Annotated in this window: 22 protein-coding genes; 20 read left to right on the top strand and 2 right to left on the bottom strand. The window is 50.1% G+C overall.

The genetic code is table 11. The features are described 5' to 3' along the window. The first annotated feature begins 73 nt into the window (after positions 1-73). The 18 genes from leuS (at position 74) to NH568_RS00345 (ending at position 20,109) form a co-directional block, all read left to right on the top strand. Positions 74-2,662, top strand: coding sequence for a leucine--tRNA ligase (leuS, locus tag NH568_RS00430; RefSeq protein ID WP_253043689.1), 2,589 nt, complete (start codon positions 74-76; stop codon positions 2,660-2,662). Between the two features lie 32 nt (positions 2,663-2,694). After that, a complete protein-coding gene (lptE, locus tag NH568_RS00425) occupies positions 2,695-3,195 on the top strand; it encodes an LPS assembly lipoprotein LptE (RefSeq protein ID WP_138552190.1) in 501 nt (166 codons plus the stop codon). Then, entirely contained in the window at positions 3,195-4,232 is a 1,038-nt protein-coding gene (gene holA / locus NH568_RS00420; protein ID WP_253043687.1) for a DNA polymerase III subunit delta, read from the top strand. Before lptE ends, holA begins: the two co-directional genes overlap by 1 nt. Next, on the top strand, positions 4,229-4,873 hold the full coding sequence (nadD, locus tag NH568_RS00415; protein ID WP_253043683.1) for a nicotinate-nucleotide adenylyltransferase: 645 nt from the start codon (positions 4,229-4,231) through the stop codon (positions 4,871-4,873). Before holA ends, nadD begins: the two co-directional genes overlap by 4 nt. A gap of 99 nt (positions 4,874-4,972) precedes the next feature. After that, positions 4,973-5,290, top strand: coding sequence for a ribosome silencing factor (rsfS, locus tag NH568_RS00410; RefSeq protein ID WP_054014211.1), 318 nt, complete (start codon positions 4,973-4,975; stop codon positions 5,288-5,290). A 1-nt stretch (position 5,291) separates the two neighbouring features. Beyond that, positions 5,292-5,762 (top strand): 23S rRNA (pseudouridine(1915)-N(3))-methyltransferase RlmH, encoded by a 471-nt coding sequence (rlmH, locus tag NH568_RS00405; RefSeq protein WP_253043681.1) that lies wholly within the window; start codon positions 5,292-5,294, stop codon positions 5,760-5,762. A gap of 8 nt (positions 5,763-5,770) precedes the next feature. Next, positions 5,771-7,642 carry a penicillin-binding protein 2 gene (gene mrdA, locus NH568_RS00400; RefSeq protein ID WP_253043679.1) on the top strand — a complete coding sequence of 624 codons (1,872 nt, stop codon included), beginning with the start codon at positions 5,771-5,773 and terminating at the stop codon, positions 7,640-7,642. Then, complete coding sequence (rodA, locus tag NH568_RS00395) at positions 7,639-8,745, top strand: rod shape-determining protein RodA (protein ID WP_253043677.1); 1,107 nt, start codon at positions 7,639-7,641, stop codon at positions 8,743-8,745. The genes mrdA and rodA overlap by 4 nt, the downstream gene beginning before the upstream one ends. Beyond that, positions 8,745-9,506 carry a septal ring lytic transglycosylase RlpA family protein gene (locus NH568_RS00390; RefSeq protein WP_253044495.1) on the top strand — a complete coding sequence of 254 codons (762 nt, stop codon included), beginning with the start codon at positions 8,745-8,747 and terminating at the stop codon, positions 9,504-9,506. Before rodA ends, NH568_RS00390 begins: the two co-directional genes overlap by 1 nt. A gap of 54 nt (positions 9,507-9,560) precedes the next feature. Beyond that, entirely contained in the window at positions 9,561-10,724 is a 1,164-nt protein-coding gene (locus NH568_RS00385) for a serine hydrolase (RefSeq protein WP_046004208.1), read from the top strand. Positions 10,725-10,864: 140 nt separating this feature from the next. After that, a complete protein-coding gene (ybeD, locus tag NH568_RS00380; protein WP_040644649.1) occupies positions 10,865-11,143 on the top strand; it encodes a DUF493 family protein YbeD in 279 nt (92 codons plus the stop codon). Positions 11,144-11,157: 14 nt separating this feature from the next. Next, a complete protein-coding gene (gene lipB, locus NH568_RS00375) occupies positions 11,158-11,811 on the top strand; it encodes a lipoyl(octanoyl) transferase LipB (RefSeq protein WP_253043675.1) in 654 nt (217 codons plus the stop codon). Beyond that, positions 11,808-12,773 (top strand): lipoyl synthase, encoded by a 966-nt coding sequence (lipA, locus tag NH568_RS00370; protein WP_046004199.1) that lies wholly within the window; start codon positions 11,808-11,810, stop codon positions 12,771-12,773. Before lipB ends, lipA begins: the two co-directional genes overlap by 4 nt. A gap of 340 nt (positions 12,774-13,113) precedes the next feature. Continuing rightward, on the top strand, positions 13,114-13,962 hold the full coding sequence (locus NH568_RS00365) for a hypothetical protein (RefSeq protein ID WP_253043673.1): 849 nt from the start codon (positions 13,114-13,116) through the stop codon (positions 13,960-13,962). A 539-nt stretch (positions 13,963-14,501) separates the two neighbouring features. Beyond that, a complete protein-coding gene (locus NH568_RS00360) occupies positions 14,502-14,978 on the top strand; it encodes a hypothetical protein (protein WP_253043670.1) in 477 nt (158 codons plus the stop codon). A 26-nt stretch (positions 14,979-15,004) separates the two neighbouring features. Continuing rightward, positions 15,005-15,517, top strand: coding sequence for a hypothetical protein (locus tag NH568_RS00355; RefSeq protein WP_253043668.1), 513 nt, complete (start codon positions 15,005-15,007; stop codon positions 15,515-15,517). 315 nt (positions 15,518-15,832) lie between these two features. Further along, the gene (locus NH568_RS00350; RefSeq protein ID WP_253043666.1) at positions 15,833-18,952 is read left to right on the top strand and encodes a LodA/GoxA family CTQ-dependent oxidase; all 3,120 of its coding nucleotides are present in this window, start codon (positions 15,833-15,835) and stop codon (positions 18,950-18,952) included. A gap of 11 nt (positions 18,953-18,963) precedes the next feature. Beyond that, positions 18,964-20,109 carry a tryptophan 7-halogenase gene (locus tag NH568_RS00345; RefSeq protein WP_253043664.1) on the top strand — a complete coding sequence of 382 codons (1,146 nt, stop codon included), beginning with the start codon at positions 18,964-18,966 and terminating at the stop codon, positions 20,107-20,109. 66 nt (positions 20,110-20,175) lie between these two features. On the opposite strand, the gene NH568_RS00340 is transcribed toward NH568_RS00345, so the two are convergent. Together NH568_RS00340 and NH568_RS00335 are read right to left on the bottom strand one after the other, a co-directional pair. Further along, positions 20,176-20,958 (bottom strand): hypothetical protein, encoded by a 783-nt coding sequence (locus tag NH568_RS00340; protein WP_253043660.1) that lies wholly within the window; start codon positions 20,956-20,958, stop codon positions 20,176-20,178. Positions 20,959-21,386: 428 nt separating this feature from the next. Beyond that, a complete protein-coding gene (locus NH568_RS00335; RefSeq protein WP_253043658.1) occupies positions 21,387-21,626 on the bottom strand; it encodes a hypothetical protein in 240 nt (79 codons plus the stop codon). A gap of 43 nt (positions 21,627-21,669) precedes the next feature. On the opposite strand from NH568_RS00335, the gene NH568_RS00330 reads away from it, so the two are divergent. Continuing rightward, positions 21,670-22,845, top strand: coding sequence for a type III PLP-dependent enzyme (locus NH568_RS00330; RefSeq protein WP_253043656.1), 1,176 nt, complete (start codon positions 21,670-21,672; stop codon positions 22,843-22,845). 429 nt (positions 22,846-23,274) lie between these two features. Further along, the gene (locus NH568_RS00325; protein WP_253043654.1) at positions 23,275-23,667 is read left to right on the top strand and encodes a hypothetical protein; all 393 of its coding nucleotides are present in this window, start codon (positions 23,275-23,277) and stop codon (positions 23,665-23,667) included.

Here is a 23,667-nt window from a genome sequence, read left to right as displayed (position 1 = left end):
TGTGATCAGCGCGTTTTTTCGGGTATGCTATCGGCAATTTTCAAATTAGTTTGCAAGAAGTCTGGAAACGTCAATGCAAGAGCAATATAACCCGCAAGAAATCGAACCTAAAGTTCAATCCCATTGGGAACAAAACAACAGCTTCAAAGTTGTTGAAGACGAATCAAAAGAAAAATACTACTGTCTGTCTATGTTCCCATACCCAAGTGGTCGCCTCCACATGGGTCATGTTCGTAACTACACCATAGGTGATGTGGTCTCGCGTTTCCAACGACTCCAGGGTAAAAATGTGATGCAACCTATGGGTTGGGACGCATTTGGCCTGCCTGCAGAAAACGCTGCGATCAAGAACAATACAGCACCAGCAAAGTGGACCTATGAAAACATAGATTACATGCGTAACCAGCTTAAACTGCTAGGTTTTGGTTATGACTGGGATCGTGAAATCGCCACCTGTCACCCTGGCTACTACAAGTGGGAGCAGTGGTTCTTCACTAAGTTGTATGAAAAGGGCCTGGTCTACAAAAAAATGTCAACCGTAAACTGGGACCCGGTTGACCAAACAGTACTGGCGAACGAGCAGGTTATTGACGGACGTGGCTGGCGCTCAGGTGCCATCGTCGAGCAAAAAGAAATTCCACAGTGGTTCATCAAGATCACCGACTACGCACAGGAACTGCTGGACGACCTGGACCAGCTTGAGCACTGGCCTGAGCAGGTTAAAACCATGCAGCGTAACTGGATCGGTCGCTCCGAAGGTCTGGAAATCGACTTTAAGCGCGCCGACAACGATGAGCAATTCACCGTTTATACAACGCGTCCGGATACCTTTATGGGTGTGACTTACGTTGCTGTGGCAGCGGGTCACCCGATTGCTCTGGAAGCGGCAAAAAACAACACAGACATCGCAGCGTTTGTTGAAGAGTGTAAAAACACCAAAGTGGCTGAAGCCGACATGGCCACCATGGACAAAAAAGGCATCGCGACTGGCTTTTACGCTATCCACCCGCTAACAGGTAAGCAAGTCCCTATCTGGGTTGCTAACTTTGTCCTGATGGATTATGGCTCAGGTGCTGTCATGGCCGTTCCAGGTCACGATCAGCGCGACTACGAGTTTGCCAGCGCTTATGGTCTGGAAATCAAACAAGTGATAGCTCCGGCTGCCGACAGCGAGCTGGAAGCAAACCTGGATGAAGCCGCATTTACTGAAAAAGGCGTATTAATCAACTCAGGTGAGTTTGATGACCTGGACTTCGAAGGGGCTTTCAATGCCATTGCCGACAAGCTGGAAAGCATCAATGCCGGTAAGCGCAAAGTCAACTTCCGCCTGCGCGACTGGGGTGTGAGCCGTCAGCGTTACTGGGGTTCTCCAATTCCAATGCTGAACAAAGCAGACGGCAGTGAGCTGGCAGCCAGCGAAGATATGCTGCCGGTCCGCCTGCCAGAAGACGTGGTAATGGACGGCGTAACGTCGCCAATCAAATCTGATCTTGAGTGGGCCAAAGCCACCGTAAATGGCGAGCAGGTCTTCCACGAAACGGATACCTTTGACACCTTTATGGAGTCATCCTGGTACTACGCACGCTACTGCAGTCCGCGTTACGATGAAGGCATGTTAGAGCCGGGCGCAGCAAACTACTGGCTGCCGGTTAACCAGTACATTGGTGGTATTGAGCACGCTATCCTGCACCTGTTGTATGCGCGTTTCTTCCACAAGCTATTGCGCGACTTTGGTCTGGTCAATTCCAGCGAGCCATTTGAACGTCTGTTGTGTCAGGGTATGGTACTGGCTGACACTTACTACCGTAAAGACGAAAAAGGCGGTGATATCTGGATCTCACCTACCGACGTAGAAACCGAAACCGACGACAAAGGCCGCATCACCAAGGCGTGGCACAAAGACGACGGTGAGCCGGTATTCTCTGCGGGCATGAGCAAGATGTCTAAGTCAAAGAACAACGGTATCGACCCGCAGATCGTGATCAAGCAATACGGTGCAGACACCGTGCGCTTGTTTATGATGTTTACTGCCCCCCCGGAGCAAACGCTGGAATGGTCTGATTCGGGCGTAGAAGGCGCACACCGCTTCTTACGTCGGGTCTGGAAATTTGCTGTCGATGTAAAAGCCGCCGGTACTGCCGAGCTGGACCTGAACGCACTGAGCAGCGCACAGAAGACATTGCGCCGTGAGGTCCACAAGACCATCGCGAAAGTAACCGATGACATTGAGCGTCGTCAGACCTTCAACACCGCCATTGCCGCTATCATGGAGCTGTCAAACAAGCTGGCCAAAGCACCGCTGAAAGACACGCAGGACATCGCACTGGCCAACGAAGCGCTGGAGGCCATGATCATCATGCTGGCCCCTATCACGCCGCACTTGTCTCACGAGCTGTGGGAACAACTTGGTAAGCAAGGCGATGTGTTGAATGCACGCTGGCCACAGGTTGACGCGGCAGCTCTGGTTGAAGACGAGAAACTGATCGTTGTTCAGGTTAACGGTAAATTGCGTACTAAGTTAACTGTAGCAGCAGACGCAACTCAGGAGCAGATAGAAGCGCTGGCCTTTGCCGATGAGAACGTACTGAAGTTTACTGACGGTAAAACCATACGTAAGAAAATCTACGTACCGGGCAAGCTGTTTAATGTGGTAGCCAACTAATGGCTACCCTGCTGAATACACCTTTATTCAGTATGACAAGACGCTGGCATGTTATCATGCTGGCGTTATTTGCCTGCGTGGCCTTGTCAGGCTGTGGGTTTCAGTTAAAGAAGGCCTCTTATTTACCTGAAGATCTCAGAACCTTGTATCTGAGTGGCAATGACAGCAAGTCGGCTTTGTATACCAGCCTTAAGCAAGAGCTCAGACGTGCTCAGATCACACTCCTGCCGTCGCCGAAGCTCGGCAATGGCCAGGATGCTGTAGAGCTGCACCTGTATCAGGACTCGCTCGAACGTCAGACACTCAGCTTGTTCAAAAATGGTCAGGTAGCGCAGTATGAGTTGGCCTACAGCGTCCGATATCGCCTCACTCGCCCGGGTTCAGAGCCTGTCGAGCAGGAATTTGAGCTTTACCGCACCTATCAGGATGACCCGGACAATGCACTGGGCAAATCTCAGGAGCGAGAGATCATTCTCAGTGAGCTGCGTCAACTGGCCAGCCGCCGTATTATTCGCGAATTATCTCAACTCTAATGCGTTGTTATGCAAACCAATTAGCAGGCCAGCTAAAACAGGGCCTGCATCCGTTCTATCTGATTTTTGGTGAGGAGCCTTTTCAGGAAGCCCAGTGTGTTACCTCTGTGCGCCAGGTTGCTAAAAATCAGGGATTCGATGAAGTCATCAAATTCAGCTTGCTACCCGGCTTTGACTGGCAGGAGCTGGTGAATCAATATAACAGCATGTCACTGTTCAGTGCCAAAACCCTCATCGAATTTGATCTCAACCAGCAAAAGCCGCCGACGCAGGGCGTAACCATTCTGAAAGAACTGGCTGCGCATCCAAATCCAGACGTGATCCTCATTCTCAAAGGCGCTAAAGCCGCTCAGGAGATTCAGCGCAGCGCCTGGTTTAAAGCTTTGGACAAGCAAGGTTTGTTTGTGCCCTGCTATGCACTGACCGGATATCATTTACAGCGCTGGCTGGATGATGAGTGTAAACGGCTTAAGCTGAACTTGCATAATGACGCAAAACGCAGCCTGCTGCAGGCAACCGAAGGGAACCTGCTCGCAACGTATCAGGAGCTGGAAAAACTATCGCTGCTGTATAAGAACGCGCCCATCGATCAGGAAAAACTGCTTAGTGGCCTGCTTAATCAGGCTAAATTTGACATCTTTGACCTCAATGATGGATTACTGCGCGGTAACCCTCGTACGTTGATCAAGGTATTAAACAAACTGGCACACGATAACGTAGAACCCGCAAGTATTGCCTGGACGTTACACAATCAAGCTCAGTTGCTGTTAAACCTCAAACACCTTATCCAGGCTGGTACACCAACACCCGATGCGTTCAAAAAGCACAACGTCTGGAAAAATCAGCAACAAAACACTCAACAGGCTCTCGACAGACTCAATACCGCTCAGCTTGAGCAACTACTGGTGCTGCTGGCTGAATTCGACTCTGCCTACAAGCGTAATATTCTGGTTGCGCCTTACCAGGCGCTGGCACACATCGCATTGAGCTTTTGTCAGTCGTTACCGTTTTCTCTGCCCTATCAGGAGCAGCTATGATAGCGCTGTTTGGTGGCACCTTCGACCCGGTCCATCTGGGTCACATCAATATGGCCACGCAGTGTGCCAACACGCTGGACTTGTCTGAGTTACGTTTTCTGCCCAACGCCCTGCCGGTACATAAACAGGGTCCGGACGTCAGCACAGACGACAGGCTGGCCATGTTGCAGTTGGCCACAGCTCATGACCCAAGATTTACCATAGACCGTCGTGAACTGGAGCGCGATACGCCTTCATACTCTCTGCTCACACTGCAGGAGATAAAAGCCGAATATCCGCAACGTGCCATCGTGTTTTTGATGGGAATGGACTCATTCAATAGCCTGGATAAATGGTATCGCTGGCAGGAAATCGTCACACTGTGCCATATTGTGGTATATCAAAGGCCGGGGGATGCCTTTGCGCCGTCAGAAGCATTACAGGATTACCTCAGAGGCGCACGTTGCACAGAGCCAGCCCAATTTAGCGCTCAATTAAGCGGCCTGTGCTATTTTTTACCGGGCCAGCCATTTGATGCTGCGTCCAGTACCATCAGAAACGCGATAAAACACCGCCAAGTGGTTGAACCTTGGCTGAATAATTCAGTCCTAGAGTATATTCAGGCACATCAATTGTACCTAAACAATCGCGACAACACATAAACCCGGCAGAGATGGACGTGTAACCCCAGTTACAGACTTGAGTTTCCCCCCGCTAACCGTGTTACAATTGCCGCTTATTTGTAGCAAAGAGACAGAGATTTGGATTCAAAACAATTACTAGATTTTGCCTTAGACAAAGTCGATGACATGAAAGCCCGCGATATTGTTCACCTTGATGTAAGAAATACCTCTTCCGTCACTGATTATATGGTTATCTGCTCTGGTAACTCCAAACGCCACGTGCAATCAATTGCCGATCATGTCGCAAAAGAAGCACGCCATGCCGGTGAAACACCGCTGGGCCAGGAAGGTCAGGACACAGGCGAATGGGTGTTAGTCGATCTGGGCGATGTAGTTGTCCACGTCATGCAAGATCAGACGCGTGACTTCTATGACCTAGAAAAACTCTGGGGTTAATGTGAAGATCCAGCTAATTGCAGTCGGTACTAAAATGCCTGGCTGGGTAGAGACCGGCTTTAAGGAGTATCAACGGCGCTTTCCCAAAGACATGCCGCTGGAGCTGATTGAAATCTCCGCTGGTAAACGGGGTAAAAATGCAGATATTAAACGCATTTTACAGCAAGAGGGCGAAAAAACCCTGACCGCGATCCCCAAAGGTAACCGCATAGTGACATTAGAAGTGACGGGCAAGCCCTGGGACACCCACCAGCTCGCCGCCAATATGGAAAAGTGGCAACTCGATGGTCGCGATGTAAGTCTGTTGATCGGCGGACCGGAAGGTTTGGCCCCGGAGTGTATCGCCGCCGCAGAGCAAAAGTGGTCGCTGTCCAATCTGACACTGCCGCACCCACTGGTGCGCATTGTGGTAGCAGAAAGCCTGTATCGAGGCTGGAGTTTGAACAATAACCATCCTTATCACAGGGAATAGTCACCATTATGCTCAATCACAGGCCGACGATCCGCGACCATAGCGCAGAAGCAAACCTGTTTGCGCGTCGCGCCTTTATTGGCTTTGTATTCGTGGTTACTCTGATTGGTATCTTACTGCACAATGTGTATAAGTTACAGGTAACTGAGCACGAAACCTATCAGACTCGTTCTAACGACAACCGTATTAAAGTCATTCCGGTCGCACCAAACCGAGGGTTGATATACGACCGGAATGGCATCATCCTGGCCGAAAACCGTCCCGTTTACAATCTGGAAGTGATCCCCGAAGACGTCGAAGATCTCGACACTGCGTTGACCCGGGTCCGAGCCCTGATAGACATCAGCGATCAGCAAGTGGAAGAATTTCGTAAAGACATACGTCATAATCGTCGCTTCAAAAGCCAGATCCTCAAAGGTCGCTTGAACGAAGAAGAAGTGGCCATTTTTTCGGTCAATCAGCATAAGTTTCCCGGCTTCAGTATTGAAGCCCGGCTGGCTCGCTACTACCCCTACGGCGATACCCTAACCCACGCGCTGGGTTATGTTGCCAAACTGAATAAAAAGGAGCTCGACGAGCTCGAGTCTGAAGGTAATGCCAACAACTATCGTGCAACCCGGGATATCGGCAAACTGGGCATTGAAAAGTTTTACGAGTCACGGCTGCATGGCGTGGTGGGGTCACAACGCGTAGAGGTTAATAACCGTGGCCGCATCATTCGTACTTTAGGCGTCGAACCACCGCAGCCTGGCGAGGACCTCGTCCTGACCATGGACATTGGTCTGCAACAGATAGCCCAAAAAGCGCTGGAAGGCGTACGGGGTGCCATCGTAGTGCTCGACCCCAAAGACGGCGGGGTGTTGGCCATGTATTCCAACCCCAGCTATGACCCGAACCTTTTTGTCCATGGGATCAGCAGCAAAGAATATCGCGAGCTGCTTAATCCCGACAGACCCCTGATTAACCGAGTCACTCAGGGTCGCTATGCACCGGCCTCCACGGTTAAGCCACATCTGGCCATTCTGGCACTGGAAGAAGAGCTGGTGACGGAACAAACCAAACTCTGGGATCCGGGCTTTTTTCAGATCCCCAATGTCGACCACCGCTGGCGCGACTGGAAACGCTGGGGTCACGGCCATGTTGACGTATATAAAGCCATCGAAGAATCCTGTGATACTTATTTCTATCATACGGCTTATCAACTTGGCATCACCAAGATCAGTAACTTTATGAGTCAGTTTGGCTTTGGAGACCTGTCCGGTATTGATATCTACGAAGAAACCGGTGCCATTATGCCTACCACAGACTGGAAGCGTCAGCGCTTTAAGGAGAACTGGTGGCCTGGTGATACCATTTCAGTCGGCATTGGGCAAGGTTACTGGACTGCCACACCAATCCAAATTGCCAATGCAGTATCCATTTTGGTTAACAAAGGGGCACACAGACCGCCACACCTGGCACAGGTCGCCCGCCATGACAATGAAGTCACACAAATGTACACCGATGAAAAACCGCCTGTGGTTTTAAAAAATCCGGACCACTGGCGTATTGCGCTAGAGGCGATGCACAACACGGTTTATAAAACCACCGGCACGGCCCACAAAGCATTCAAAGGCGCAACCTATGACCCGGCAGGAAAAACGGGCACGGCACAAATCGTCAGTATTGCCCAGGGAGAAGAATATGACGCTGAAAAATTGCAAGAACGACACCGGGACAATGCCATTTACACCGGGTTCGCCCCCTATAGTGACCCCCGTATTGTGGTCGCCATTGTAGTTGAAAACCAAGGTGGTGGTTCAGCCATCGCAGCCCCCATCGCACGGCGCCTTATGGACTATTATTTTGCCACTTACCCCAGTGATACGGAGGGACAATGAGCCCGTTAAATCAACAGCGTACCATCTGGCAAAGGCTGCATATCGACTTGCCGCTACTGCTCGCTATGCTGGCGATGATGGTCGGTAGTATCACCATTGTCTACAGTGCCAGTGGCCAGGATATGGATATGGTGGTACGCCACAGCAAACGTATGTTTGCCGCCTTTGCGGCCATGCTGTTGGTGGCCCAGCTGTCTCCCAATACCTTAAAAAGGCTGGTGTTTCCCATGTACACCATTGGCCTGCTGATGCTGGTTGCCGTGTTGTTTGTCGGGGTCAGCAGTAAAGGCGCACAGCGCTGGCTGGATCTGGGCATTACCCGTTTTCAGCCATCCGAGATCATGAAAGTCGCAGTACCTATGATGGTTGCCTGGTACATTGGCCGCCACCATATGCCGCCACGCTTTATCCATATAATTGTTGGCTTTGCGATTGTGCTGGTGCCAACCTTGCTGATCAAAGAACAACCCGACCTGGGCACGTCTATACTCATCGCCAGCTCGGGGATATTTGTGCTGTTTCTTGGCGGGCTCAGCTGGAAGCTGATTGGCTCCGGTGTTCTGCTAGCCATTCCGGGCGGATTTGCGCTGTGGCATTTTGGTATGCATGCCTATCAAAAGCAGAGAGTGCTGACCTTTTTAGACCCTGAAAGTGACCCGCTGGGCTCAGGCTATCACATTATACAATCAAAAATTGCCATCGGCTCAGGCGGCATAGAAGGCAAAGGCTGGCTGCAAGGTACCCAGTCGCAATTGGAGTTTCTGCCCGAACGTCATACTGACTTCATCTTTTCGGTGTTAAGTGAGGAATTCGGGCTCACCGGTGTGGTCATTTTACTGAGCCTGTACCTGTTTATTATTGGCCGTGGCCTGTACATTGCAGTAAACGCGCAAGATGCCTTTAGTAAACTGCTGGCTGGCGCACTGACGCTCACCTTTTTCGTATATATTTTTGTTAATATTGGCATGGTATCGGGTTTGCTTCCTGTTGTGGGAGTACCACTCCCCTTGATCAGTTATGGCGGCACCTCTATGGTGACCCTGATGGCCGGATTTGGCATTATCATGTCGATAGCCACAGATAAGAGGATGTTATTGAAGTGATGAAGAGGACGTTTAAACAAGCTGCACTACTGGGCTTTGTTGTAGTATTAAGCGCCTGTAGCAGTCGCTATCATGTGAAGCAGGACAAAGCCCCGTTGCGCGCGCCCACTGAGCTGGAGATGCAGGACGCACTGGTGACCAGTGAAGCCAAAAGTGTTAGCGCAGGTCGCCCCTATGAGGTACTAGGCAAGCGGTATACGCCCATGTCAGATGAAAAAGGCTATCAGGCGCAAGGCACTGCGTCCTGGTATGGACATAAATTCCATGGCTACTACACCTCTAATGGCGAGGTGTTCAACATGTTTGATATGACCGCCGCGCACAAAACACTGCCGCTGCCAAGCTTTGTGCGCGTCACCAATGTCGACAATGGCAAAAGCGCCATTGTCAGGGTCAATGACCGTGGACCCTTTCACGATGACCGGCTGATTGACTTATCTTATGCCGCCGCCTATAAACTGGGCTTTCATCGCCAGGGTACAGCACAGGTTAAGATAGAAGCCCTTACCATAGCGCGCGATACGCCCAGGCTAACCTATGTGCAGGTTGCCGCCGCCAGTAACATTGAAAATGTACAGGCGCTGGCCAGCACCTTGTCGCAGCAATTTCAGCTTGGCACACCCATTGCCTTTGAGGACAATTTATACAAGCTAAGACTTGGCCCGATCACCGACGATAATACCGCGCAAAAGCTCTTAGAAACCTTGCGCCAGGGTGAATTTAATCGCGCCTTCTTGCTTTACACAGAACATGAACTTTAAAATATTCAGTAATGACATTTAAACATGCCGATCAACAACCAAAAAGCGAGCATAATGACAGTTTTCAAACCTAAATTTATTAAACACTTAGTGGGTGCCGTGTGTTCGTTCACCCTGTTTTCGGCCAGTGCACAGATCTTGCCTTCACCACCTCAGGTCAGCGCCAAAGGCTATTTCCTGGTGGATTTTACAACCGGTAAGGTGATTGCAGAAGGCAACCCGGACACCAAACTGGCCCCGGCGAGCTTAACCAAAATGATGACCAGCTATGTGATTGGTACCGAGCTGCTGGCCGGTAATATTGCCAATGAAGACATGGTCACCATCAGTGAAAAGGCCTGGGCGAAGAATTTCCCGGAATCTTCCAAGATGTTTATCGAAGTGGGTAAACAGGTCAGTGTTGAAGACCTTAACCGCGGTGTGATCATTCAATCAGGTAACGACGCCTGTGTTGCGCTGGCAGAGCATATCGCCGGCAGCGAAAGTGCCTTTGCCGATCTGATGAATGCCCATGGCGAGAAACTGGGGATGACCAACACCCATTTTGTAAACAGTCATGGCCTGGATACCGATGAGCATTACACCACCCCAAGAGACATGGCGACCCTAGGCGCAGCGCTTATTCGTGATGTGCCGGAAGAATATGCCATCTACAAAGAGAAGTCGTTCACCTTTAATGGCATTAAGCAGTACAACCGTAACTCCCTGTTGTGGGATGCCAGCCTGGACGTCGACGGCATTAAAACCGGTCACACCTCAGAAGCGGGCTACAGCCTGGTAACTTCAGCTACTAAAGGCGATATGCGTCTGATCGCCGTGGTCATGGGCACAGCCAGTGAACGTGCTCGTAAAGTAGAGAGTAAAAAGCTCCTGAACTATGGCTTTCGCTTCTTCGAAACCATTACCCCTTATAAAGCAGGCGACAGCTTTGCCGACCAACGGATCTGGATGGGTAATAAGGAAACCGTATCACTGGGTATTGCCGAGGACACACCGATCACCATTCCACGTGGTCAGCGTAAAAACCTGAAGGCCCACTTCGAGCTGGATAAGACCCTCGAAGCGCCGCTGGCAAAAGGCAGCAAGGTCGGTACTTTATTCTTGCAACTGGAAGGCGAAGACATCGCTCAGTACCCGCTGGTCACACTTGAAGAAATAGAAGAAGGCAGCTTCTTCAGCAAGATCTACGACTACTTACGTTTACAGATCATGCAATAACCCCGTTATTAGTGGGCTTATAATCACAGACGCCTCCCACCGGAGGCGTTTTTTTTTGTCGCAAAAATGCTAGAATGCCCGCCAAGATATGTAGTGTGCCGGGGTCTGTTCAGGCCCAGCCAAGTAGTGAGGATACCGTTGTGGTAACACCTGTAAAAAATACTAAGTTTGACGAGTACTTAGAGTTCCCTTGCCCGTTTACTTTCAAGATCATGGGTCTGGCGAATGTCAACCTGACCGATCAGGTTGTGGCAAAGATGCAAACTTTGGCACCTGGTGACTATGCACCTAAAACTAAGCCAAGCAGCAAAGGCAACTATGAATCCGTCACCCTGGTTGCCACTGTGACGTCTAAAGAGCACATCGAGCAGATCTACACTGAGATAGGTTCACTGCCAGACGTCCGTTACGTGCTTTAAGGCGTAAGACTGATATGAGCAACCGCAGTATCATAGTTCGTCAGCTTGGCCGCCAGGCCTATGAGCCAATCTGGCAAAAAATGCAGTCGTTTACCGATACCCGTGATGATAACAGCCCGGATGAGATCTGGTTGGTTGAACACGAGCCGGTGTTTACTCAGGGTCAGGCTGGCAAAGCTGAGCACTTGTTGGCGCCTGGTGACATTCCTGTCGTTAAGGTCGATAGAGGTGGCCAGGTCACGTATCATGGCCCGGGCCAGCAGATGATGTATGTGCTGTTTAACCTGCGTCGCCTGAAAATCGGGGTACGCGAACTGGTCACCTGGCTTGAAGAAACCATCATAGATATGCTTCAGGATTATGGCATTGAAGCCTATGCCAAGCCAGATGCGCCGGGTGTCTACGTCAATGATGCCAAAATTGCCTCATTAGGACTGCGGGTCCGTCGGGGTTGCTCGTTTCATGGTCTGGCGCTGAACGTCAACATGGATATGAGTCCATTTTTACGCATCAACCCATGTGGCTATGCCGGCATGGAAATGGTGCAAACCAGTCAACTTAATGGCCCAGCTACGCTTACCGATGCGGGCAATGGCCTGGTACAACATATGCTCAAGCGCCTCGAGGCCGAGCAGGTTATACACACCCAGGGGTTTGAAAACGAATGAGTAAACCAGTGAAAATTGAGCCAGGGGTAAAACTCCGCGACGCAGAAAAAATGGCGTTGATCCCGGTTAAAGTAATGCCAACCGAGCGCGATGAAATGCTCCGCAAGCCGGACTGGCTGAAGATCCGTCTACCAAAATCCAGCGAGCGTATTGATGGCATTAAGCAAGCGATGCGCAAGCACGGCCTGCACTCCGTCTGTGAAGAAGCCTCATGCCCTAACCTGTCGGAGTGTTTTAACCACGGTACCGCCACCTTTATGATTTTGGGTGCCATCTGTACCCGTCGTTGCCCATTCTGTGACGTGGCACATGGTCGTCCGCTCAAGCCAGATGCCGCAGAGCCAGAAAAGCTGGCACTGACCATCAAAGACATGAAGCTGAAATACGTGGTGATCACTTCGGTTGACCGTGATGACCTGCGTGACGGTGGTGCCCAGCATTTTGCCGATTGTATTCGCGAAATTCGCAAACACAACCCGGGGATTACCATCGAGATCCTGGTACCGGATTTCCGTGGCCGGATGGACCGCGCACTGGAGATCTTAACCGAGACGCCGCCGGATGTGTTTAACCACAACCTGGAAACCGCACCACGCCTTTACAAAATGGCCCGTCCGGGTGCCGACTACAAGTGGTCACTGGAGCTGTTACGTCGCTTTAAAGAAGCGCACCCTGAGGTGAAAACCAAGTCTGGCCTGATGGTCGGTCTGGGTGAAGAGATGTCAGAAATTGAAGAAGTGCTGCGCGACCTGCGTGAACACAATGTCGACATGCTGACTGTTGGTCAATACCTGGCACCGTCAAAACACCACCTGCCGGTAAAACGCTACGTGCCACCCGCAGAATTCGATGCACTGAAAGAGTACGCCGACGAAATTGGCTTCAGCCACGCCGCCTGCGGCCCGTTTGTACGCTCCAGCTATCATGCTGATCAGCAAGCTGCGGGTAAAGAGGTGAAGTAACACTCACACAGCAGAAGAAAAACGCGACCTGAGTGTCGCGTTTTTTATTCATGTAAGCAGCCCATCCCTGCCAATTTCAAAGCACATATCGCTATACACATAAAAACCAGCTTTAAATCAGCAATAAGCATTTTTTTCAAACTTTTAGAAGTACCTTTCATTCTTTTAAATAGGTATTTCCTTACCGACTCTGACTCTGTCGAAAACCAAAAGCAGTCTGCTGTCAGCGCTAAATCACTAAAAAATCAGTGCAAAGTCAGGCATCACACACAAAACACGGTACTGTGAGACGGCTTCACCTTACTCAGACCACATAGCATCAGAAAAATAAGGAACAATCATGCACGTTGTCTATCGCATATTTCCTCTGTTACTCGTCGGGTTAACAACCAGCCACAGCAGTAACGCACACAATCAGGCACCTGCTTTCAAAGGGCCATATCTAGGTCAACCCTCTCCCGGGCTAACACCGCGTGCCTTTGCGCCAGGCGTGATTGCAACAGATACTCACCTCGAAACAGAAGTGTTGTTTTTACCAGATATGACTGAACTCACATTTACTCGCTCTGGGGGAGAATACGGACAAAGTACCCGGCTTGCCATGCAATACAAAAATGATACCTGGCACTGGAAGTCAATTCCTGCAGGCAAGACAAATGCCTACCAATCACGCTTTAGCCCGCCTGTCTCTGAAATCAAGAAATTCGCGCCATTCAAAGATATTCCTGTCATTGGTTACACTCGTTCTGCCGCCGATACGATTTATTTCTATGTGTTGAACTTTGATGACGGTAGCGGACATTTAAGCTACTCACGCAAAATCAATGGCAGATATGAAACACCGGTAAAAATGAGCAACACCGTTAACAAAGGTAAGTACATTGCCCACCCTTTTATTGCCCCTGATGAATCCTATCTCATGTGGGATGCTGAAAAAGACGGCGAAAACACGCCCGATATATTTATAAGCTTCCGCCAACCAGATGGCAGCTGGGGAGAAGCCATCAATATGGGCGACAAAATAAATACCCCACTGTACGAGCAGCGCCCTAAGGTGACGCCGGATGGTAAATACCTGTTTTTCTGGCGCGGTGATGTAAAAACAAAACAAGATGGCAGCCGCTATGTTGTGGGAAGTCCCTACTGGGTAGATGCGCACATCATTGAGCAATTAAGACCTAAGCTATAAAACTGTACAGCTCTGATATCAAGCCGCTAACCTAGCGCTTATTCATTTCAATAACACGCGCCCGTCAGGGGCGCATTTTAGCCAAGATCTGATCGCCATCGGGGTGTACGGTAATATTGACCGTTATATCGACCTCAACTTCGTCATACCAGCCCTGGAGTCTGTACCCATATATAACACTCTTAGTGAGTGGCTTCAGCTATTATATTTGAGGCTAAACAAAAATAATAAGCCCTGTAATTGGTCTGCACTTGGAACGTCAACAATTCAAACCGCTTAGTTACAGCCCACATACACTATTATCCATCGCTGTTCCCAAAGACTCAGGCACAGCTGACACCTGGCTACCAAACAAGGGCAAAAGCCGCGATATCTCTGTGATATTTGTTGCATTAAATTGCTCTATCAAACACTTAAAAAACAACACACTAAACGTTGCATCTGTTTAATTTGTATGCTTTATTAAGTGCCGCAATTGAAATAATTGCCGCTTTAAATATGGAATAACTGGAAATAATTAGAAGTAAAAGGAAAGTAAAATGGACGAAATTTTCGAGGGCGATCAGGTCGATTTAGATGGCGATGGTTACAGTGATGGTGTGGCCGCTGATATAGATGGCGATGGCATTGTCGACAGCGTCGTCATTGACAGTGATAACGATGGATATATTGACGCCGTTGCTATCGATACAGATGGGGATGGATACATAGACACGGTTGCAGCGGACACCGACGGCGATGGCTATATTGATGCTGTAGCCGTCGATACCGATGGAGATGGGTTAGTTGATACCGTTGCGATTGATGCTGATGGTGATGGCCTCGTTGATGCAGTTGCGGTGGATGCTGATGGCGACGGTGTGATTGATACTGTGGCCATGGACACTGATGGCGATGGTGTGATCGATACGATGGTAATGGACACCGACGGCGATGGCGAAGCTGATACAGTGATAGCAGATACCGATTTTGACGGTGTAGCCGATGTAATGGTCACGGAAGTTGATGATTTTTAAAGAGACAAGGACAGGAGAATTAAAATATGTTTAATAAAATAAAAGACACAGCAACCAAAAACTTTGCCAATACAGGCGAAGAAAACAGCGAAGCGCCAAAAGTGAGTTTAAAAGAAAAAGGCGATGTGCTCAGTGCGACCATAAAACAAAAAGCCAACGATGCCAGAGGCAGCCTGAAAGAAATCTCTGTGATGGCCAAAGTGAAGGAATTCACAAAAGCTTCGGTTAAAACCGTTGAAGACATTGACGCAGAGTTATTGGTAAGTAACTCACAGTACGAAATCAATAACTTCCGCGTATCGGCCACCGCAGGGGTCACCGCAGGTATGACACTGGATATTCACTTTGTGAAGAATCAGGGTGCTAAGGAAATCGCCCAGCAGGCCTCTCGATTCCTGATTGTGCATAACCCGGATACAGGCAGCAAAATTCAGGTACCCAGAAGTGCACTGGTGAACAAAGACATTGCCAAAATCAAAGATCCAAAAACAGAAGCCATTTTAACCATCAACGCCAAAACAGGTGCAATTCTAGGGTAATTCGACACCCTTACATCTCGTGTCATTGCCAGCCAAAGAGCCAGGTAATGACACTTCCCTCTTACCATCACTGTCCTACGATACCTGCTCTTCCTCTATTTAGCACTCTGCAGCTCATTTCTCTGCGCGTAACATCCTGTAATGGTCACCGTGCACCTTTGCATCTAGAGTTTATACGGGCCTTGATCGGCGCAGCTATACTCAGACAGGGCAGGCACGAAATCCCCCGCCCGGTCGGGACAGGTAAACGACGGATGATCAACGCATACGTCATTGCAGTTACCTGACAAGGAAACATTTTAAGCGGAAACCGTTATGAGCGATAAGAAAAAACGTAATAAGCAACAACAAGGTGAACTGGTAAACCCTAAATATCTGAAAAAGAATATGAAGAATGCACCGACAGCCAATAATGTAAAATGTTGGACAGGTGGTGATGACTTCCAACCCATTGAGCTGGCAACCCAACGCCTGAAAGAAATGTTCGTGGAAATGGGCCAGAAAACCCGTATTGAACGCGGTCAGCAGCCCGCAGAGCGTGCTGTATTTCGTAAGCAGCACGGCATAGCCTATGGTAAATTCGAGATCCACAGCAAACTCGACAAAACGCTTCAGGCTGGCGTATTTGCCAACCCCGCCAGCTACGACTGTGTGGTGCGCTTTTCAAGCGATACCACGCCGAATAGTCCAGATCTACACACCACTTTAGGGCTCGGGCTTAAATTATTCGGTGTAAAAGGCAAGAAGCTGCTGGGTGACAGCGACAACGTCGACTTTATTATGCAGAACATCGACCGCTTTTTTGTTCGCGACGCCTCACAAATGTGTGCCTTTACCACCGCCGGCGTCATCGACCGCGACTACCCGGCTTACCTTAGCGAAAATAAAGAAACAGCCGACATACTGGACGAGATGACCAAACCCGAAGCCAGCTGCCTGAGTACTCACTACTGGGCAATATTACCGTTTAAGCTTGGCGAGCAGAATGTCGTTAAATACCGTATTCGTCCGGTTGATACCTATCGGGGCTCTCCTGCACAAGGGAATGACTATCTGGCGGAGGACTTGCAAATTCGCTTGCGTCAGGGAGAAGCCAAGTTTGTGTTTGAAATCCAACGTCGCCCACCCAATGCTTCCGAGGAAGACTTCCCAATCGACAACGCCATGGTCGTGTGGCCAGAACAGGATGCACCGTTCGAACCAGTTGCAACCCTGACACTGCCGCAGCAAGATATCTGTGCCATCGGCCAGGCCGAGTTTGGTCGCAACCTGGCTTTCAATATCTGGCGAACCCTGGCCGAAAACGAGCCACTGGGATCTATTGCTCAGGCCCGAAAAGTCGTTTATCAGGCCAGCGCCAATACCCGCCACCAGGCCAACGGCCAGCAGATGAACGAGCCCAATGCTATCGACCCAAAGTTTACCCCTAACAGCGATGAAGACAGCAATTGTATTGTCCGTGCCGGTATTTACCCGCCCATTGGCGTAATGCGAGTAGGCAGTAGTAAAGAGTACTTTATTGGCCCACAAGTACCTAACCCCAAGCCGCGACTTGAAGAAGATGCCTATCGCGATGACCAGGGCCTGCTAAAGCGTCAGGCAGCTGAGTTTCGTATATACGGCTTTAACGCAGCCGGCAAGCCCGTTAAAGAGCTGACTATGGATAACGCCAAGATTCACTGGCAAGTGCACCTGGCCAATCAGAAGTCGTCCTGGTATGAATTTCAGTTAGCGCTGGATGTGCCGGAAGCCGCCGACGCACCGCCCAGTCTGCTGCGCAACAATAATGTTGCTGATCGCAACCGTTTGCTAATTGATGGTGGTACGCACAAGCTGAATAAAGCCAAAGTGGAAGATGGCCCGCAATTCCAGGGCGAGTTTATGGGCGAGGAAGTCTATCTGGGTGAGCTTAAGTCAGATAAACAGGGCCGCCTGATTGTACTTGGCGGCAATGGCGTATCGCGTAATATTAATGGTGACATTGCCATTACCTTTGCTAATAACCAAGGCTGGCACGACGACATTTCTGATGGCCCTGTTACCGCCGAGGTTGAGTATGAAGGCGTTAAATTGCAGGTTGACCCGGCCTGGGTAGTTTGTGCACCACCTGATTATGCACCAATGCAAAAATCCGTTCGCACCATGTGGGACCTTATGCGCTCTGTTGCCGTTAACGCTGGTATGCTGACTCGCCCGGCACGTCCGTCTTTTAAGCACGACATTTTACCCATTTTCGAGCGAATGACCGACTTGCAATGGGTCAACGCTGGTTTTGCCGCCGGATTTGGATTCAAAGCGCCTTTTAACTACACCAGCGAAGAGTGGAAAGCAAAACTGGGTAATCCGTCTCCCGCTTATAAAGAGCTGCGTCGTACCCTGTCGAACAATTTTCGCCGTTATGGTCAGCCAGGTGCACAGGCCGCACAGCTTTGGCCCTGGTTGTATGGCGACGCGCTGTCTATTCCACCAACGGGTTCGGAGCGTCAGCACTCGACGCTGTCAGCACTGCAGTTATCCTTCCTGGACCAGTGGGTTGAGGGCGACTTTACCGCCGATTATATAGACCCTGCAATTTGCCCACATGCAGCTGAGCCAGACGACATAGATAAAGTGCCAGTGGCGGAGCAACCGGATATGCTGACCAGGGGTGCATTAGATTTCTGTCTGGCCGACGCTTTCCACCCTGGCTGTGAAATGACCTGGCCAATGCGTACTGCCGGCATGTATATGGCTCCGTTTAGGATCAAGCATGCCGATAAAGGGATCTGTAAAGACACTACCTACTATGGCGCCCAGATCAACGGCGATACCATTACGCTGGCTCAGGGTCCGATCCTCGGAGGTCAGGTAGCCGGTGGTATTACACGCTGGATGGCAATCCCCTGGCAAACCGACACAGCCAGCTGTCGCGATGGCTACACGCCTGATTACGACCCGTATCTGCCTACCTTCTGGCCGGCACGAGTACCGAACAACATCCTGAATGTGGCACGGTATGAAGAAGCCATCAACCCGGCACTGGACCCGCAAACCCGCGTTGAGGCATTCAATTACCGCACCGATTGGCTTGATGCCCTGCCCTTGTATGGCCAACCCGCCACCTATACCGCGCAGATCAACAGCATGATCACTAACTTCGATAAGCTGGCTGTGGTACAGGGCAGGCCAGGTGCAAGCGGCGATGCTGATCTGCCGGATACCATGCAAGTTGGGATCACAGCTGAAGACCACCGTAAAGGCCTGGCCAGTGAGACCGAAACCACAGCGCAGGGCAAGCTGCAAACCATTGCTGAGTTAGCTGCCAATCTGGTACCCAGCCCGGATGGCCGAGATGCGGCACGACCAGTGATGGCAACTTCGCGTTCTCGAGTCGACCTCGGGGTCATTGAAAAGGTCAGCCGCTTTGCAGTAAATTTCCCCAAGGACTTTAAATAAGGTCATACGCAATGACACAGGTAAAACACTGTCAGATTGCGATTATTGGCGCCGGGGTGGCAGGCTGTATTGCCGCCCTGGCGCTGAGTCGCCACTTTCAGGTATTGTTGATTGACAAGCAATCGGCCTGCCCCGACAAAGTAGGTGAATGCCTGCCGCCAGCTGCGGCGCGGATCTTGCGAAATTTAAACCTACTCAAGGAATTTGAGCAGCGCCAGGATTTGCATATTCCAAACTATGGTATTCAAAGTCGCTGGGGGGCTGAGCAGAGCCTGATCAACGACAACCTCAGTAATCCCGATGGCCTGGGCTGGCAACTGAACCGGGCCGGATTTGAAAACTGGTTGCGCGAGCAGGTCTCCGCGCAAGGCATTGAGACACTCTGGCCAGCCAAATTACTGGATGCGCAGCCAGGCAGCGACGGCTGGCTGCTGTATCTGACAACACATACACAGGACAACCAGCAAAGCATCGCAGTCCCCTGTCACTTCGTCGTTGACGCAACCGGACGCCACAGCGCGTTTGCCACTAAGCTTGGACTTAAACGCAAAGTGTTAGATAAACAAATAGCGCTCTGGGCAAGTATGGCGAGTCATGATGCAAATCAACTCGCGCGCATAGAAACCTGTCCAAACGGTTGGTGGTATAGCGCTAAGTTGCCTGCACAGCGCCGCGTATTGGCGCTACAAACCGACAGCGATCTGCTCGAAAAAGGCCTGCAACATGACCTGGCTCAGTTTTGCCGTCAGGCCCGCGTACAGCCGGGACTGCGAACGCTACTCCCACAAGGTCTTGAGCAATCGGGCACCATGCAGTTTCATGGGGTGGTGTCCGCCAACAGTACTTGCCTGACTCAGGTTGCCGGACACCGCTGGGCTGCGCTGGGTGATGCAGCCTGCAGCTTTGACCCTTTATCGTCTCAAGGTATGTTCAATGCCATGGCAACCGCGATGCAACTGGCCAACAGTCTCACCGAGTACGGTCTGACCGACGCCAGCGCTGCAATAGAGGTTGCACGCCTTCATCAGACACAGATTAAATCAATCTGGCAACACTATCTGACTCATCGCACCCACTACTACGCACAAGAACAACGCTGGCCCGACTCACCCTATTGGCAACGGCGCCAGACACACAAAAACGCCGAGCTCAGCTGAGCCCGGCGCGAGGTTTGCAATTCAAGTTCGTTTTATAGGTGCTCACCTGCGGTGAACAATCTGGCCTTACTTGACGATCAGCTGATCTTCATAGGTATAGATGCTATTTGGATCCGTCAGATTAAAGACCTTCACCGCCATGGTTTTACCCACTGCGTTTTCACATTCCAGAATTTGATACAGTACAGGGTGCTTCGCCTTGTTATCAATGACGGTATCCAGAGTAAACACGTCTGAATGGAATGGACCCTTACGATCTTCACCATGGAACAAGCCCAGAGACACGCCACGATCTGCCAGAATGCTGCAGTGTGCATCATTATTCTGATTGTCCACAGTCAGGCGGCTGCTGATGTGATACGCCGTATGATAACCATATGAATAAGGCTGATGAACAAAATCACCTGCTGGTGTCAGTTCAACCTGCCAGTCGACAACTGGTGCGCCAGGTACATTAACCAATACGTTGTACCAGTCACCTGCTGCGTTATAACAGCTGACGTGCAATACTTTTTTGTCTGTCAGCGCCGCTTCTGGAATGGCAACCCCCATTTCCACCGTGTTACGGTCCGCAATCGTCTTCACACCCAGATTGGCAACATGGCTACCGTCTTTTGCTGAGTACAAGTTTGCAGAGTCACAGTAAGCACCTTCACCACGCAGCACTAGTTGCGCTTCAAAGTTGTGCGCAAACTCACCTGTCAGTAAAGCCGAGCTAACCGGACCAGATGTATAGTTAGTCAGGCGCTCGTAGCCATCAGTATCAAAAACATTCTGATACGCGGTAGCCTGGCTACCAAAAGCACTGAATAATGCAGCGGCTGCTAGTGATAAAGATAAGGTTTTCATGTTTATGTCCTTTTAGAAAGTAACGAGTAAAAATAGTGATGATTAAACTTCGCTGTGCAGAGCCGATATTCATGTGAATGCCGAACTCTTGCTGACTGAGTTCACCATAGCAAGAGAAATTCGCGTCCGACAAATTTCAAAAACAAGTAGGATTACTTGTTTAACTCATGAAAATATTCAATTAATTCATAATCATAAAAAGACTTACGACAAACATCCTAAGCATTGCACAGTTTTGCTTAGCGTTTCAAAACTCGTCCCTAAGAGACCCTGTTTTATTCTGTTCAAAAAATAATGAAACTTCAGCGGGGGAAGTTTTTTCTCTCTTTCATAAGCGGACAAAGTCTGATCCACAACAAATAAATTTGTCACTCAGAAGCAAAATTTCTCGTCGAAATGGGACTTGCACAACCGCTACATGCCCCCTACTATTTGCGTGTTTTCTGAAGATAGCCAATCCGAGTACATCGCGGTGGCGTGTTTAGCGTGACGGTCAATGAGCCGGTCATGATGTGATCACCCCGTGGCAAGGCGATAGAGCAACTATCCAGGATCTGTAACGGGTTCGGGTAAAGGTAATACGCTGATGCGTCGTCAATACCTGAGTCGCTTTGCTCAAGATCTGAAGGGGTGACCCCGTGCACCACAAACAAGCACGGTTCACACATAGAGCCTGCAGGTCATTATTTGCTGATACTATTTGGAGTCGCTATGCCTATTCAGCCTCAAGTACAAAATTTTGATATCGACGCTACCCTTGTAACCGATTTGGTTGCGCAGTACGGATCACCCCTGTTGATGCTCGACTGCGAGCAAGTACGTGATCAATACCTGGCACTTGCCGAAGCCTTGCCAGGCGTACGTTTACATTATGCATTAAAACCTCTGCCTCATCCGGCAGTAGTACGCACTTTGCTGCAACTGGGTGCTTGTTTTGATCTGGCAACCAGCGGTGAAGTCGGTCTGGTCCGTGAGCAAGGGGTTCCGGCTGAGTGCACGATTCATACGCACCCAATTAAACGTCGCAGTGACATTGCTGATGCACTGGAGTACGGCTGCCAGGTGTTTGTGGTCGACAACCAAAATGAATTGGCTAAGTTTCGCGAGTTTGCCGAGCAGGCCGAAGTGCTGATCCGACTGAGCTTTCGTAACAGTGAGGCCTATGCTGATCTGTCGAAAAAGTTCGGTTGCAGCCCGACCGATGCAATGAACCTGATCCGTCAGGCGCAGCAATGGGGTATTCGGGTTAAGGGCCTGTCCTTTCATGTTGGTTCGCAAACCACCAATGCCGACAAATATGTCGCGGCTATTCAGGCATGCAAACAGCTGATGGATGACGTGGTGGCCGAAGGGTTGCCAGTGCTGAGCTGCCTGGATATTGGTGGTGGTTTTCCGGTATCGTACGCGAGCAACCAGGTAGATATCCGTGCTTTCTGTGCGCCAATCAACGCAGCACTGGCACAGCTGCCAGAGACGGTACAGCGCATTGCCGAGCCAGGTCGGTTTATTGTTGCCGGTGCGATGACCTGCGTTGCCTCGGTGATGGGCCAGGCACAGCGTGAAGGCCGTACCTGGTATTATCTGGACGATGGAATTTATGGCTCTTTCAGTGGCCTGATGTTCGACATGGCATGCTATCCGCTACGCACTCTGAAGGCTACTGATGTAGTCTACCCAAGCGTACTGGCGAGCCCAACCTGCGACAGCATAGACGTGATCTGTGATGCCGTTGAACTGCCGAAACTGGAAGATGGCGACCTGGTTATCACCCGCATGATGGGTGCCTACACCAGTGCGACAGCCACCGACTTCAATTTCTTCAAACGTGCTACGACTGTGGTACTCAATGAAGTGATCCAACTTCACCAGGCCGAATTCGGCAGCTAATCGCCCACCATACAGAGGTCCACTCGGGCCTCTGCTCCTCATTTGTTCACGAATTTACGCAACAAAGCGCTACGCTGAAATCGAGAAAACGTGCCTGATAGCTTGTCCGATAGACACTTACACTAAACGCGCAATAATTTACGCAGGTTTATTCATAATTGGGTTATAAACCGACGTATCAGTCACGGCAGCTACCTCCCCCCTGTGTCAATGTTTAAAAATCGAAGCTAAATTAGGGACTGTAAAAGAAAGTATAATCACTTCTATAAACACTAATACTTAGAATGATATATGCCACATATCCGACCAGATGAGATTTTTTATTCAACCCGCTTGACTTTCGTTCATTTAAATCTAACTTTTAAAACAACTAGACACACAGAGTTAACCAAATAAAAACAATTACCTTTATGACAACAGGAAAAACGAATGAAACATTCTTTAATTTGCTTATCGATTGTAAGTGCCCTGTCTAGTGCCGCTGTATCGGCGTCTGAACCCGATTATCAGGGAGCAGCCGCTCAGCTGGCTATCAACAATACCTGTATCGTCAGATTCGACGATAAAACAGAAAAGCTGGATGTTGAGGGTAAGGCCAGAGGATTGCTGGCCCGTGCAAACGCTCAGGCAAAACACATTTATAAACATGCAATGAAAGGCATGGCAGTCAATATGAGCTGCGAGCAGGCACGTGCAAAGTTTGCCGCTGAGTCTGTCACAATGCGCTTTACCCCAGACGGCGCCGTGTATGCCAGCCCGGCAAAAAAAACTCGGAAAGCCAGGTGGTGGTTCGCAAGGCCAAACCATTCCATGGAGTGTTAG

The organism is Pseudoalteromonas sp. XMcav2-N, from assembly GCF_024124545.1.
Lineage (GTDB): Bacteria > Pseudomonadota > Gammaproteobacteria > Enterobacterales > Alteromonadaceae > Pseudoalteromonas.
Note: the sequence above shows the minus strand (reverse complement) of the source record. Positions and strands in the feature narration are given on the sequence as shown.

Excerpts from the sequence above, each read along its gene's own strand:
- leuS (WP_253043689.1), top strand. The coding sequence starts at position 74 with ATGCAAGAGCAATATAACCCGCAAGAAATCGAACCTAAAGTTCAATCC.
- lptE (WP_138552190.1), top strand. The coding sequence starts at position 2,695 with ATGACAAGACGCTGGCATGTTATCATGCTGGCGTTATTTGCCTGCGTG.
- holA (WP_253043687.1), top strand. The coding sequence starts at position 3,195 with ATGCGTTGTTATGCAAACCAATTAGCAGGCCAGCTAAAACAGGGCCTG.
- nadD (WP_253043683.1), top strand. The coding sequence starts at position 4,229 with ATGATAGCGCTGTTTGGTGGCACCTTCGACCCGGTCCATCTGGGTCAC.
- mrdA (WP_253043679.1), top strand. The coding sequence starts at position 5,771 with ATGCTCAATCACAGGCCGACGATCCGCGACCATAGCGCAGAAGCAAAC.
- rodA (WP_253043677.1), top strand. The coding sequence starts at position 7,639 with ATGAGCCCGTTAAATCAACAGCGTACCATCTGGCAAAGGCTGCATATC.
- NH568_RS00390 (WP_253044495.1), top strand. The coding sequence starts at position 8,745 with ATGAAGAGGACGTTTAAACAAGCTGCACTACTGGGCTTTGTTGTAGTA.
- NH568_RS00385 (WP_046004208.1), top strand. The coding sequence starts at position 9,561 with ATGACAGTTTTCAAACCTAAATTTATTAAACACTTAGTGGGTGCCGTG.
- lipB (WP_253043675.1), top strand. The coding sequence starts at position 11,158 with ATGAGCAACCGCAGTATCATAGTTCGTCAGCTTGGCCGCCAGGCCTAT.
- lipA (WP_046004199.1), top strand. The coding sequence starts at position 11,808 with ATGAGTAAACCAGTGAAAATTGAGCCAGGGGTAAAACTCCGCGACGCA.
- NH568_RS00365 (WP_253043673.1), top strand. The coding sequence starts at position 13,114 with ATGCACGTTGTCTATCGCATATTTCCTCTGTTACTCGTCGGGTTAACA.
- NH568_RS00360 (WP_253043670.1), top strand. The coding sequence starts at position 14,502 with ATGGACGAAATTTTCGAGGGCGATCAGGTCGATTTAGATGGCGATGGT.
- NH568_RS00355 (WP_253043668.1), top strand. The coding sequence starts at position 15,005 with ATGTTTAATAAAATAAAAGACACAGCAACCAAAAACTTTGCCAATACA.
- NH568_RS00350 (WP_253043666.1), top strand. The coding sequence starts at position 15,833 with ATGAGCGATAAGAAAAAACGTAATAAGCAACAACAAGGTGAACTGGTA.
- NH568_RS00345 (WP_253043664.1), top strand. The coding sequence starts at position 18,964 with ATGACACAGGTAAAACACTGTCAGATTGCGATTATTGGCGCCGGGGTG.
- NH568_RS00340 (WP_253043660.1), bottom strand. The coding sequence starts at position 20,958 with ATGAAAACCTTATCTTTATCACTAGCAGCCGCTGCATTATTCAGTGCT.
- NH568_RS00335 (WP_253043658.1), bottom strand. The coding sequence starts at position 21,626 with ATGTGTGAACCGTGCTTGTTTGTGGTGCACGGGGTCACCCCTTCAGAT.
- NH568_RS00330 (WP_253043656.1), top strand. The coding sequence starts at position 21,670 with ATGCCTATTCAGCCTCAAGTACAAAATTTTGATATCGACGCTACCCTT.
- NH568_RS00325 (WP_253043654.1), top strand. The coding sequence starts at position 23,275 with ATGAAACATTCTTTAATTTGCTTATCGATTGTAAGTGCCCTGTCTAGT.